At 66.8% G+C, this 11,883-nt stretch carries 11 protein-coding genes; 5 read left to right on the top strand and 6 right to left on the bottom strand.

Annotated elements, in window-relative coordinates; translation table 11 throughout:
* Window positions 1-121 precede the first annotated feature (121 nt).
* From MRY84_RS10845 to MRY84_RS10860, 4 genes are all read right to left on the bottom strand, one after another.
* Complete coding sequence (locus MRY84_RS10845; protein ID WP_291505743.1) at window positions 122-367, bottom strand: MliC family protein; 246 nt, start codon at window positions 365-367, stop codon at window positions 122-124.
* A 368-nt stretch (window positions 368-735) separates the two neighbouring features.
* The gene (locus tag MRY84_RS10850) at window positions 736-2,436 is read right to left on the bottom strand and encodes an ATP-binding protein (protein WP_291505744.1); all 1,701 of its coding nucleotides are present in this window, start codon (window positions 2,434-2,436) and stop codon (window positions 736-738) included.
* 9 nt (window positions 2,437-2,445) lie between these two features.
* Complete coding sequence (locus MRY84_RS10855) at window positions 2,446-3,978, bottom strand: ATPase domain-containing protein (protein WP_291505745.1); 1,533 nt, start codon at window positions 3,976-3,978, stop codon at window positions 2,446-2,448.
* A gap of 185 nt (window positions 3,979-4,163) precedes the next feature.
* Entirely contained in the window at window positions 4,164-4,976 is an 813-nt protein-coding gene (locus MRY84_RS10860) for an IclR family transcriptional regulator (RefSeq protein ID WP_291505746.1), read from the bottom strand.
* A gap of 142 nt (window positions 4,977-5,118) precedes the next feature.
* Between MRY84_RS10860 and MRY84_RS10865 the strand changes: the two genes are divergently transcribed.
* The 4 genes from MRY84_RS10865 to MRY84_RS10880 all read left to right on the top strand — a co-directional run bounded on the left by MRY84_RS10865 (window position 5,119) and on the right by MRY84_RS10880 (window position 9,103).
* Window positions 5,119-6,078 carry an MBL fold metallo-hydrolase gene (locus MRY84_RS10865; RefSeq protein WP_291505747.1) on the top strand — a complete coding sequence of 320 codons (960 nt, stop codon included), beginning with the start codon at window positions 5,119-5,121 and terminating at the stop codon, window positions 6,076-6,078.
* A 26-nt stretch (window positions 6,079-6,104) separates the two neighbouring features.
* Window positions 6,105-7,766 (top strand): FAD-dependent oxidoreductase, encoded by a 1,662-nt coding sequence (locus MRY84_RS10870; RefSeq protein WP_291505748.1) that lies wholly within the window; start codon window positions 6,105-6,107, stop codon window positions 7,764-7,766.
* Window positions 7,767-7,783: 17 nt separating this feature from the next.
* Window positions 7,784-8,041, top strand: coding sequence for a DUF2783 domain-containing protein (locus MRY84_RS10875; protein ID WP_291505749.1), 258 nt, complete (start codon window positions 7,784-7,786; stop codon window positions 8,039-8,041).
* Window positions 8,042-8,134: 93 nt separating this feature from the next.
* Window positions 8,135-9,103: a tripartite tricarboxylate transporter substrate binding protein gene (locus MRY84_RS10880; protein WP_291505750.1), complete on the top strand. Its 969-nt coding sequence runs from the start codon at window positions 8,135-8,137 to the stop codon at window positions 9,101-9,103.
* Window positions 9,104-9,207: 104 nt separating this feature from the next.
* Here MRY84_RS10880 and MRY84_RS10885 read toward each other — a convergent pair whose 3' ends face one another.
* Both MRY84_RS10885 and MRY84_RS10890 read right to left on the bottom strand, forming a co-directional pair.
* Complete coding sequence (locus MRY84_RS10885; protein WP_291505751.1) at window positions 9,208-9,762, bottom strand: DUF2062 domain-containing protein; 555 nt, start codon at window positions 9,760-9,762, stop codon at window positions 9,208-9,210.
* Window positions 9,763-9,779: 17 nt separating this feature from the next.
* On the bottom strand, window positions 9,780-10,763 hold the full coding sequence (locus MRY84_RS10890) for a TerC family protein (protein WP_291505752.1): 984 nt from the start codon (window positions 10,761-10,763) through the stop codon (window positions 9,780-9,782).
* Between the two features lie 153 nt (window positions 10,764-10,916).
* Here MRY84_RS10890 and MRY84_RS10895 point away from each other — a divergent pair, with 153 nt between their 5' ends.
* Window positions 10,917-11,819, top strand: coding sequence for a LysR family transcriptional regulator (locus MRY84_RS10895; RefSeq protein ID WP_291505753.1), 903 nt, complete (start codon window positions 10,917-10,919; stop codon window positions 11,817-11,819).
* Window positions 11,820-11,883 lie beyond the last annotated feature (64 nt).

Here is an 11,883-nt window from a genome sequence, read left to right on the forward strand (position 1 = left end):
CCCCGGCCGCGCCTGACCTGATCCCACCGGCGGGAGACACCATCCGCAGCCTGGCAGAGCCAGTTCCATGGTGGCGCTAGCGTCGGGGAAGCGCGGGTTTCCGTGAGCGCGGCGGACCGGTTCAGCGCGCCACGCAGTTCGCGCGCACGGCACGCGGCGTCTGGAAGTACAGGGTGTTGCCCTTGCCACGGATGTAGGTGCCGCCATCGCCGTAGCCAAAGCCCGAGGCCACGCGCTCGGGCTGCAGCGGCACGGTGCGGCCGTTCATCTCCAGCAGCGCGGGGCCATCGGGCTTGGCGGGCCAATGCATCACCAGCATCGGGCCCCGGTCACAGGCGTAGGTGGTGACCCGCTGGACCTTGGGCACATCGGGCGCCCGGGGCGGCGTGCAGCGCTCAAGGCCAGGGCGGTCAGGACAACGGCGGCGGCCGCAAGGCCGTTGGCGCGGCGGGCGCGTGGGGGGTTCTGCACAGGATCTCCTCGGAATCTGGGAATGGGGGAAGGGGCCGCAGCGCCGCTGCGGATGACAAGCATGCGAAGCAAATCGCCGCAGCCGTCAGCTCTTCCTGCACCTCTGTGCATGCAGTCTCCACACGCCAACACCCGTCCGGCATCCTCCGCCCCTTGCGCGGTATTTTGACGCACCGCCGCCCTCTGGCGGGAGAGGGTTGCCACCTGCGATGGGGCGGTGGAGGAACGAGCGGCCCTGGCTTGCCCGCCGCGCCGTCGTGCGGCTCAGGCCCGCGTGGCCCGATGGGTCCGCGCACGCGCCAGTTCGGCAGCCACCGCGGCGTTCAGCGTCTCCAGGTCGAATGGTTTCTTGAGGATGGACTCGGTGCCCACCAGACGCTCTACCTCGGCCATGTCGGCGTACCCGGTGGCCACCAACACGGGGATGTGGGGGTAGAGCTTGCGCGCGGCGGCGATGAATTCAGCGCCGTTCATGCCGGGCATCAGGTAGTCCGCCATGATCAGGTCGGGCTGGTGGCGACGCAGTTCGCGCAGGCCGCCTTCTCCATCGCAGGCCTCGCGCACGCTGTACTGCAGCAGGCGCAGACCCTCGGCAATGCCCTGGCGCACGGCTTCGTCGTCTTCCACCACCAGCAGTTCCACGCGCCGCTCTGCCTGCCCATTGCGGCCCCCACCGGCATCGCTCCGGGCCTGCCCGGCAGTGGCTTCCTGCAAGGAAGGCACCACCAGCGGAAACTGCAGCGTCACGGTAGTGCCCTCACCCTCGCGGCTGTGGATTTCCACACTGCCTCCCGACTGCCGCACAAAGCCATAGACCTGGCTCAGCCCCAGGCCCGTGCCCTCGCCTTCGGGCTTGGTGGTGAAGAAGGGGTCGAATACCTTGCCTTGCAATGCCTCCGGGATTCCACACCCCGTGTCCTGCACGCTGATCTGCACGCGCGACGCGCCCGCGTCCGCCGCCGCCTGCTGCACGCGGGTGCGAATGGTTAACTGCCCACCGTCGGGCATCGCATCGCGCGAATTGACGGCCATGTTCAGCAGCGCCATCTCCAGCTGCGCCCCATCGAGCAGCGCCCAGGCCTGGCCCTCCACCAGCTCCAGACGAACCTGCACCTTGGACCCCACCGATACCTCGATCAACTCGCGCAGATTGGCAACGAGCGCATTCACATCGTGCACGCGGGGCAGCAAGCTTTGGGCTCGCGCAAAGGACAAAAGCTGCGCCGTCAGCCGCGCGCCGCGGTCCACGGACTCCTTGGCGCGGCGGGCGAAGTCGGTGGTGCGGGCATCGCTGCCCAGCCGCACGATGAGTTGCAGGTTGAGACTGACGGCGTGCAGCAGGTTGTTGAAGTCATGGGCGATGCCGCCGGTCAGGCGCCCGATGGCTTCGAGCTTCTGGCCCTGCACCACCTTGTTCTGGATGCGCTCCTTTTCGGCGATCTCGCGCATCAGCCGGTCGTTGGCGCCCGCCAGGTCGCTGGTGCGCTCGGCAATGCGGGTTTCGAGCGCGGTATTGAGCTGCTCCACCGTGTGCTTGGCGGTTTCGATGTCCAGCAGGTGGCGGCGCGTGGCGTATTGCCGCGCCCGCGCGCGCACGGCCGAGCGGGCGGCACTGACCAGTGTCTCGGGGTTGACGGGCCGCTCCAGCAGCACCACGTTGCCCAGCCGCTCCAAGGACGCAGCAGCTTGTGCCGAGCGGCGGCTGGCCTGGCGCGTGGCCAGCACCACGAAGGGGAAGTCGGACCACGGGGGCTGCTGTACCAAGTAGTCGCGCAGGGCCTCATCCAGGCCCCGGCCCAATACCTCTTCCGTCACGATGGCGGTGCCCGCGGCAGCCGCGAGTTCGGCCAGGAGGGTCGCTGCGTCGGCGCACACCAGGCTGTGCATGCCCGCGCCGTGCAGCACCGACGCGATCACCTGCGCGTCACGGCCGTGAGGCGCCAGGATCAGGACGCGGCTTTCCATGCAGCCCTTTCACCGTCGCGGGATGCGGATGTCGCCATCCCCCAGCAAGGACTGCTCTCCCGCATAGTGCGCGGCCCCCGCAAGGATTCCGTGGAAGTCGGCGAGGGGCTCTCCGATCTCGACCCCCTGGTGCCCCAGGCGGAACTCGCGAATGGTGGTCTCGTGTGACAGGGTGCGGCTCTTGATGACCGCAATGGCCTTGAGCAGGCTGCCTCTGGCCTCGAAATAGCGGTAGTACACCATCGCATCACTGAGGTAGCTCAGGTCGATGTCCGATCGGATCTCGCCCACCGTGCCGTGCAGCGACAGAATGATCAGGGTGATGATGCCCTGCTGGTTCAGGTATGCCAGCAGCTCGTGCATCTGCAGCAACAGAAACTGCCCGCCGGGCATGGCCTGTATGTACGAGTTGAGGCTGTCGATCACCACCAGCTTCACGCCTTCGCGCTCCACGGCCTCGCGCACCGCATGAGCAAATTGGCCGGGCGACACCTCGGCAGGGTCGAAGGAGCGCAGCAGAAGCTGGCCCGACGCCAGGAACGGGTCGAGATCCAGCCCCAGCGCGTGCGAGCGCTGGCGCAAGGTATGAAGCCCCTCGTCAAACAGGTAGTACGCCACTGTTTCGCCCCGGCGCATGGCCGCCACGGCGCAGCTGACCGCCGTGGTGGACTTGCCCACGCCAGCCGGCCCGGCAAACAGCAGGTTGCTGCCGGGGGTCAGCCCACCGCCGAGCATGGCGTCAAACGCTGTGTTGCCCGTGGTGACGGCACCGGGACCGAAATCCCGCCGGTGCTCGCCCGCCGACAGCCGCGGGAAGACCACCAGGCCGCCGCGGTCCAGGTCGAAGTCATGGTCACCACTGCGAAACTTCAGCCCCCGCAGCTTGACGACGCGCAGCGAGCGCTTGTCGGGACCGTAGTCGTGCGTGTTCTGGTTCAGGTGGATGACCCCGTGCGCGATGCTGTGCAACTGCTGGTCGCCCTCGCCGGCAGACTTGTCGTCCAGCATCAACACCGTGCATCCCTGTTGCGAGAAAAACCGTTTCAGCGCCAGGATCTGGCGGCGGTAGCGCAACGCACTCTGGGCCAGCATCCGCAGTTCCGACAGGCTGTCAAAAACGACGCGCTGGGGCTTGAGTTCGCCCACCAGGCGCATCACGTCGCGCGTGGTCTCGCCCAGCTCAAGTTCTGACGGATGCAGGATGGTCTGCTCTGCCTCTTCGCTCAGCCCCTCGTCGCTCACCAGGTCGTACACATCCATGCCTTCCAGCGTCCACCCGTGCGACGCCGCCACCTGTGCCAGTTCCTGCGAGGTCTCTGACAGGGTGATGTACAGCCCCCGCTCCCCCTGGGCGCGCCCCGCGAGCAGGAACTGCAGGCCCAGCGTTGTCTTGCCGGTGCCGGGGTTGCCTTCCACGAGATACAGATGCCGGCTGGGCAAACCGCCGTAGAGCACGTTGTCGAGCCCGCTGATGCCGGTGGATGCCACGCTTTGTGGCGCGAAGCTCGGCGGAGCAGGTGGGTGATGGAAAGTGTCTGGCAAGCGCTGTCCTTTCGCGAAGTGCCCTTCATCGCATGTGGATGTGCCCACACGAGGATGTCCGCAGCGATTCTAGGAACGCCCTGCACAAGGCGCGGTCAGCCAAATTCGATTGATGGAAAGGTACCGCTCCTACAGTCCTGCGGGCCAGCCGGACGGAGAACCCGCGCCCCCCCGGCGTCGGAGGTTCAGCGAGCGCCACCCCGCGCAACGCCGAGGCGTTGCGATAGCGCCTGGGCCGCCTCCCGCAAAAGCTGGGCGGCGTCACTATCGTAGGTGGTGCGCAAGGTCGCGCTCGGGCCGATCACCGCCAGGCACAGCACAAGCTGCCCGAACCCATCGAACACGGGGGTCGCCAGCGCGCTGATGCCGGGGAGCAACTGGTCCGTCACCTGCGCGATCTGATGGGCGCGGACGGCCTCCAGCTCGGCAGCGAAGCCGGGCTCGTCCAGTGCACCGTCGAACCCTTCGGCAGCCAAGGCGGCGGCGGCGCGCTCACGCGGTCCGAAAGCGGCAAACACCTTGCCAGTTGCCGTGTGGCGCACCGAGGCCGTGGTGCCATGGCGCATGGCCACATACACCGCCGTGGGGCCTTCTTCCACGCGGATGATGGTGGGGCCGTTGTCGCCCCAGACCGAGGCCGACACGGTGTATCCGATGCGCTGGGCCAGCGCGGGCAACTCGGCAATGGCCAGGCGCACCGGGTCTACCTGCTGCAGGCTGATGAGGCCCAGCTGCATGGCCAGGGGCCCCAGGCCGTAGTGACCGCTCACAGCATCCTGCTCTATCAACCCCAGCTTGCCAAAGCTCACCAGATAGGGATGCGCCTTGGCGGCCGTCATGTCGGCCGCTCGGGCCAAGTCTTTGAGTGCCATGCGGCGGCCGGTGCGGGCCAGCACCTTGAGCAGCTGCCCGCCCACTTCCACGCTCTGGATGCCTCGCGGGCTGCGCGGTGCGTCTTCGTCGTCGGCGGGGGGCAAGTCGGGGGTCAAGGTGGCCATGCGGCAATTGTCCACGCACGGCGGCACGCCTCAGCCCCTCGGGTTTACACCTAAACAAATGCGTTAGACATGAACGAATTTCCTGCCTAACATCAAAGCATTCCGTTTAGATAAACGCATTCATCATTAACAAACAAAGTCCATGACCACCCTCAAAACCTTTGCATCCGCCGCTGACCTCGAAGTGAAGAAGGTGAGTTTCGACAAGCTTTCCGACCACGCTTACGCCTACACGGCCGAGGGGGACCCCAACACCGGCATCATCATTGGAGACGACTCCGTGATGGTCATCGACACCCAGGCCACGCCCGTGATGGCCCAGGACGTGATCCGCCGCATCCGCGAGGTGACCGACAAGCCCATCAAGTACGTCTTGCTCTCGCACTACCACGCGGTGCGTGTGCTGGGTGCCAGCGCCTACGGCGCAGAGCACATCATCGCCAGCGAGGACACGCGCGACCTGATCGTGGAGCGCGGCCAGTTCGACAAGGACAGCGAGATCGGCCGCTTTCCGCGCCTGTTCCAGAACGTGGAGAGCGTGCCGGACGGCCTGACCTGGCCGACCATGACCTTCAACAAGAAGATGGCGCTGTGGCTGGGCAAGCTGGAAGTGCAGATCCTGCAGCTGGGCCGGGGCCACACCAAGGGCGACACGGTGGCCTGGCTGCCGCAGGAAAAGATCCTGTTCAGCGGCGACTTGGTGGAGTTCGACGCCACGCCGTATGCGGGCGATGCGTACTTCCAGGACTGGCCGCAGACGCTGGACGCCATCGCAGCGCTGAAGCCCGAGAAGCTGGTGCCCGGCCGGGGCGCCGCGCTGCAAACGCCCGGTCAGGTGCAGGCGGGCCTGGCGGGCACACGCGCCTTCATCAGCGACCTGTACGAGAGCGTGAAGGCCAGTGCGGCCAAAGGCGAAGACCTGCGCAAGGTGTACGAGGCCACGTTTGCCAAGCTGCAGCCCAAGTACGGCCACTGGGTGATCTTCAACCACTGCATGCCGTTCGATGTGACGCGTGCGTACGACGAGGCCACGCAGTACCCCGACCCACGCATCTGGACCGCTGAACGCGACATTCAAATGTGGAAAGCCCTGGAAGGCTGAACCGCCGAGGCTGGAGGAGACAAAAAATGAACCCCAGAGACATTCCCTGCGAGGCCTTCCACGCCAGTGGCGCCGAGGTGCAGGCCATCGACTTCGGCTACGTGCGCTCGCCCGACCAAGACCGCGCGACGCCTGCGCAGCACCCCGTCGTGGTCATCGGCGCGGGCCCCGTGGGCCTGTCGCTGGCGATCGACCTGGCCCAGCGCGGGCAGCGTGTGGTGGTGCTGGACAACGACCACAAGCTCTCCATCGGCTCGCGCGCCATCTGTTTTGCCAAGCGCACGCTGGAGATCTGGGACCGCCTGGGCGTGGGCCAGCGCATGGTGGACAAGGGCGTGTCGTGGAACCTGGGCAAGGTGTTTTTGAAGGACGAGCAGCTGTATGAATTCAACCTGCTGCCCGAAGAAGGCCACGAGCGCCCCGCCTTCATCAACCTGCAGCAGTACTACGCCGAGGCCTACCTGGTGGAGCGTGCGCTGCAGCTGCCAGGCATCGACATCCGCTGGCACAACAAGGTGACGGCCGTGCAAAGCCGTGCCGACGGTGCGCTGCTCACCATCGACACGCCCGAGGGCGCGTACCAGATCGACGCGCAGTGGCTGGTGGCCTGCGACGGCGCGCGCTCGCCCACGCGGCAGATGCTGGGGCTGGAAAGCAAGGGCCGCATCTTCCAGGACCGCTTCCTGATCGCCGATGTGAAGCTGGCGGACGAGGCGAACTTCCCCACCGAGCGCTGGTTCTGGTTCGACCCACCCTTTCATCCCAACCAGAGCGTGCTGCTGCACCGCCAGCCCGACAACGTCTGGCGCATCGACTTCCAGCTGGGCTGGGACGCCGACCCCGAGGAAGAAAAGAAACCCGAGAACATCATCCCGCGCGTGCAGGCGCTGCTGGGTGCGGATGCGCAGTTTGAGCTGGACTGGGCGAGTGTCTACACCTTTGCCTGCCTGCGCATGGACCAGTTCGTGCACGGCCGGGTCATCTTTGCGGGCGACAGCGCGCATGGTGTCTCGCCCTTCGGCGCACGCGGTGCCAACAGCGGCGTGCAGGACGCCGAGAACCTGGCCTGGAAGCTGGACTGGGTGCTCCAGGGCCGCGCCAGCCCCGCGCTGGTAGCCACCTATGGGCCAGAGCGCGAATACGCCGCCGACGAGAACCTGTGCAACTCCACGCGCGCCACCGACTTCATCACGCCCAAGAGCGAGGTGAGCCGCCTGTTCCGCGACGCGGCGCTGCACCTGGCGCGCGAGCATGCGTTTGCGCGGCGCATCGTCAACAGCGGGCGTCTGTCGGTGCCTGCCACGCTGCACGCATCGCCCCTGAACACGCCCGATGCCGACAGCTTTGCAGGGACACAGGTACCCGGCGCCGTGCTGCTGGACGCGCCGTTGACCAAACAGGGCCAGCCCACCTGGCTGCTGCGCGAACTGGCGCCGGACTTCACGCTGCTGGTGTGGGGCGCCGCACCGACGTGGGCTTGCAGCCTGTCACCCCAGGTGAAGGTGCTGCAGATCGGCGGGGACGTGCAAGACAGCCAGGGCCTGGCCACGCAGCGCCTGGATGCCCAGCCCGGCACCGCCTACCTCGTGCGCCCCGACCAGCACGTGTGTGCCCGCTGGCGCGCCCCCACCGAAACCGCCGTGCGCCGGGCGCTGGCCCGCGCCACGGCCACCACGGCCGCTGCATGACGAGGAGCCCCATCACCATGCTGAACACCGCACCGAACCTGCAGGCCTGCGACGACTTCTACGAAGCGCTGATCGCGGCGCACCAGGGCCTGTCCACCCCCGAAAGCCACGCGATGAACGCGCGCCTGGTGCTGCTGCTGGCCAATCACATTGGCAATCAGGCCACGCTGCTGCAGGCGCTGCAGCTGGCGCGCGGCAGCGCCGTGCCCACGACCGACCAGCGCGCCACCCAGGCCGTGACGCCGGTGGTGCCTACCCACGCGGTCGCCGCCTAGCGCCCCATTTTTCATCCCACGGCTCCAGCGCCGCGCAGACGGCGCAGGGCCCGACTCGCCCTGAACTTTGACCATTACGGAGACAACACCACCATGCAGCGCAAACACTTCCTCGCCACCCTCGCTGGACTGACCCTGGCCACCACACTGCAGCCAGCCCACGCGCAGGATCCCAAGCCGCTCGAGTGGGTGGTGGGCTATGCCGCGGGCGGCGGCTCGGACATCGTGGCGCGCACGATTGCCGAATCCATGTCGGTCACGCTGGGCCGGCCCATCGTCATCAACAACAAGCCCGGCGCTGGCACCAACATCGCCGCCGAGTACAGCGCGCGGCACAAGGACTACGGCAACCTGATCTTCTCGGCCGACTTCGCCACGCTGGCGGCCAATCCGTTCTTGTTCAGCAAGCTCTCCTACAACGCCGAGAAGGACTTCCAGCCCGTGGGCCTGCTGGTGCGCTTTCCGATGTTCCTGGTGGTGTCCAACAACGTGCCCGCCAAGAACTTGAAGGAGTTCATGGCATGGGCCAAGGGCCTGCCGGATGGCGTGAACTGGGCTTCCGCCGGGCCGGGCAGCCCGCACCACCTGGTGGGCGAGCTGTTCCGCGAGCAAAGCGGGCTCAAGCTCACGCACGTGCCCTACCGGGGCGCGGCCCCTGCCATTCAGGACGTGATCGGCGGTCAGGTGCCCGCTATGTGGATCGACAGTGCCACCGTCTATCCCTTCCTCGCGGGCAACAAGGTGCGCGCCATCGGCGTGGCCAGCCCGCAGCGGGTGGCAACCATGCCGGATGTGCCCACGATTTCCGAACAAGGTCTGCAAGGGTTTGAAGGCTTTGCGTGGCAGGGCCTGGTGGTTCCCACCGGGGCATCGGCCGATGTGGTGGCGAACTTCAGCAAGGCACTGCAGACGGCCCTGGCCGACACCCGCACCAAGGCCCGACTGCAGGCGCTGGGTGTGGAGCCCATGCCCGGCACTGCGGCTCAGATGGGCAGCTTTGCGCGGGCGGAGCGCGAGAAGTGGGGCCGCGTCATTACCAAGGTGGGCGTAAAACTCGACTGACCCCCTGTGTCGCCTGCGGCGCCTTTCCCGGAGGTCGCCACCCGTGGCTCGGCAAAACCATTTCCACGGTGGTACTGGTCTGGCGGGCGCGCCTTTTTCGCGTGTCACGCGGCTGACGAGCGGCCGCGTGCGAGGCGGCGTTTGCGCTGCAATGCGGGGCCCAGCCACAGCAGCTGCACGGTGGCATACCCCAGCACCGACATCACCAGCCCGAGAGTGGGCAGGCCCACCAGCAGCGGTGTGCCCAGGGCCTGCATCCACGCGCCCAGCGCCTGCACGGAAAAGTCCCCACCCGGCACCACGCTGCTCCATGCAGGCAGGGTCTGGGTGCCCGGCATCACCAGCGCACCCAGATAGAAGGCCAGCGCGTACAGGGGCACGGTGGTAAGCGGGTTGGTATAGAACGTGGCCACCCCGCCCGCCACGATGTTGCCGCGCAGCCAGGCGCAGACCAGCAGCGTGCCCGGAATCTGCAGCGGCCCGGGGATCAGCCCACAGAACAGGCCCGCCGCCACCCCGCGTGCCAGGGGCTGGCGCTGGAAGCGGAACAGCTCGCGCCGCTCCAGCCAGGGACGCACGCGGGCGAGCCAGTCCCGGTCGAGCTGCGCGCGGGCCCGGGGCTCCAGAGCGCGCAGCCAGCGGCGCAGCGAACAAAGCATCCGGCCCGCCACAGCGCTCAATCCTTGCGCGGCAGGGCGGCCGGAGCGCCGTGGGCGCTTTCGCCAGAGCTGCGCAGCGACAGGAAAATCGAGCCTGCAATCAGCGAAGCCGTGACCAGCAGCGCATAGCCGATCGGGATCTTGTAGAAGTCGATCAGCAGCATCTTGCCGCCGATGAACACCAGCACCAGGGCCAGGCCGTAAGCCAGCAGGTGGAAGCGGTTGGCCAGGTCGGCCAGCAGGAAGTACAGCGCCCGCAGGCCCAGGATGGCAAAAATGTTGGCCGTGAGCACGATGAACGGGTCGCTGGTGATCGCGAAGATCGCCGGGATGCTGTCCACCGCGAAGATGATGTCCGTGGTACCGATGAGCACCAGCACCACGAACAGGGGGGTGAAATGCTTGACGCCATCGATCATGGTCGAGAGCTTTTCGCCATCAAACTTGTCGGTGATGCGGATGCGCTTTTTCAGGAACTTGAGCACCGGGTTGGTGGCGATGTCGGGCTCCTGGCCCGCAGCAAACCACATCTTCACGCCCGTGACGACCAGGAAGGCGCCGAACACATACAGCAGCCAGTGGAAGGTGGCCAGCAGCCAGGCGCCCGCCAGGATCAGCAGCGTGCGCAGCACGATGGCGCCGATGATGCCGATGATGAGCGCGCGCTTCTGGTATTGCGGCGGCACGGCAAAGTAGCTGAACAGCATCAGGAAGACGAAGATGTTGTCCACCGACAGGCTCTTCTCGACCAGGTAGCCGGTGATGAACTGCATCGACACCGTGTTGGCCACCTCGCGGCCCTGGCTGCCGTCGAGGTACCACCACAGGATGGCCACGAACACGAAGGCCAGCGAGAACCAAAGCAGGCTCCAGCGCACGGCCTCCTTCATCGTGACCTTGTGCGCGCCCTGGCGCTCCATCACCAAGAGGTCGATGGCGATGGCCACCACCACAAAGACGGCAAAACCCGCCCACATCCACCAGGTGCCTATTGTTTCCATGAATCTTTTCTCCAAAGAGGAATGCTTGGCCAGGCGCCCCACCCGGCAACAGATCCGCACTGTAGGGATGCAATGGATTCTTAAAAACCTGTCATATTGGTAGCATTGGTTCGGTTTTTACGAACCAATCCGATTTCCCTCCGAAAGGCGCCCATGAGCCAGAGCTTCAACTACCGCCACCTTTTCTACTTCTGGGTGGTGGCCAAGGAGGGCGGCATTGCCCGCGCCGCCGAGCGGCTGGACATGGCCGTGCAGACCATCAGCGCCCAGGTGCGCGAGCTGGAGAAAGCCCTGGGCGTGAGCCTGCTGCGCACCGAGGGCCGCAACCTGGTGCTGACCGACGCGGGCGTGGCCGCGCTGCACGAGGCCGACCACATCTTCGCTTTAGGCGAGCTGCTGCCCGTGCGCGTGCGCGAGGCCGCCAGCGGCCAGACGCTGCGCCTCAACCTGGGCATCTCCGACGGCATCGCCAAGCTGGCCGTGCACCGGCTGCTGACGCCCGTGCTGGACGAGCCGCACCTGCGCCTGCTGTGCCACGAGGGCGAGTTCCAGCCCCTCTTGGGCGAACTGGCGCTGCATAAGCTGGACGCCGTGCTGGCCGACCGCGCCGCGCCGCCCAACCCGGCCTTGCGCACCACCAGCCAGTTGCTGGGCACGAGCGCCATCGCCTGGTACGCGCCCTCAATATGGGCAGAAGCGGCTGCCAACAATTTTCCGCACAGCCTGGCCGTGGTGCCCGTGCTGCTGCCCACCGACCACGCCGCCATGCGCGCGCGCATCGACCACTGGCTGGAGCGCGAACGCATCCGCCCGCGCATCGCCGGAGAATTCGAGGACAGCGCCCTGCTGAGCACGTTTGCCGCCACCGGCATGGGCGTGATGCCGGCGCCCGTGTCGCTGGGCGAGCACCTTGCACACACCCACGGCCTGGTGCAGGTGGGCACCACGCCGGAGGTGCAGGAGCAGTTCCACCTGATCTACAGCGCACGCAAGGTGATGCACCCGCTGCTGACGCGGCTGCTTGCAGTATGCAAGGACGGAAAACTCCTGAATTGATAGCTGGTTGCGCTTATCCATTGGGCGCCTGCGGCCAATTTGACCCATATCCACACACTCCCAC

This window comes from Acidovorax sp. (assembly GCF_022763525.1).
In the GTDB taxonomy this organism is placed as follows: Bacteria; Pseudomonadota; Gammaproteobacteria; order Burkholderiales; family Burkholderiaceae_C; genus Acidovorax.

What these genes read in the sequence shown, in the direction of transcription:
- MRY84_RS10850 (WP_291505744.1), bottom strand. Translation starts at nt 2,436, where the DNA reads ATGGAAAGCCGCGTCCTGATCCTGGCGCCTCACGGCCGTGACGCGCAG.
- MRY84_RS10860 (WP_291505746.1), bottom strand. Translation starts at nt 4,976, where the DNA reads ATGGCCACCTTGACCCCCGACTTGCCCCCCGCCGACGACGAAGACGCA.
- MRY84_RS10865 (WP_291505747.1), top strand. Translation starts at nt 5,119, where the DNA reads ATGACCACCCTCAAAACCTTTGCATCCGCCGCTGACCTCGAAGTGAAG.
- MRY84_RS10870 (WP_291505748.1), top strand. Translation starts at nt 6,105, where the DNA reads ATGAACCCCAGAGACATTCCCTGCGAGGCCTTCCACGCCAGTGGCGCC.
- MRY84_RS10875 (WP_291505749.1), top strand. Translation starts at nt 7,784, where the DNA reads ATGCTGAACACCGCACCGAACCTGCAGGCCTGCGACGACTTCTACGAA.
- MRY84_RS10880 (WP_291505750.1), top strand. Translation starts at nt 8,135, where the DNA reads ATGCAGCGCAAACACTTCCTCGCCACCCTCGCTGGACTGACCCTGGCC.
- MRY84_RS10885 (WP_291505751.1), bottom strand. Translation starts at nt 9,762, where the DNA reads ATGCTTTGTTCGCTGCGCCGCTGGCTGCGCGCTCTGGAGCCCCGGGCC.
- MRY84_RS10890 (WP_291505752.1), bottom strand. Translation starts at nt 10,763, where the DNA reads ATGGAAACAATAGGCACCTGGTGGATGTGGGCGGGTTTTGCCGTCTTT.
- MRY84_RS10895 (WP_291505753.1), top strand. Translation starts at nt 10,917, where the DNA reads ATGAGCCAGAGCTTCAACTACCGCCACCTTTTCTACTTCTGGGTGGTG.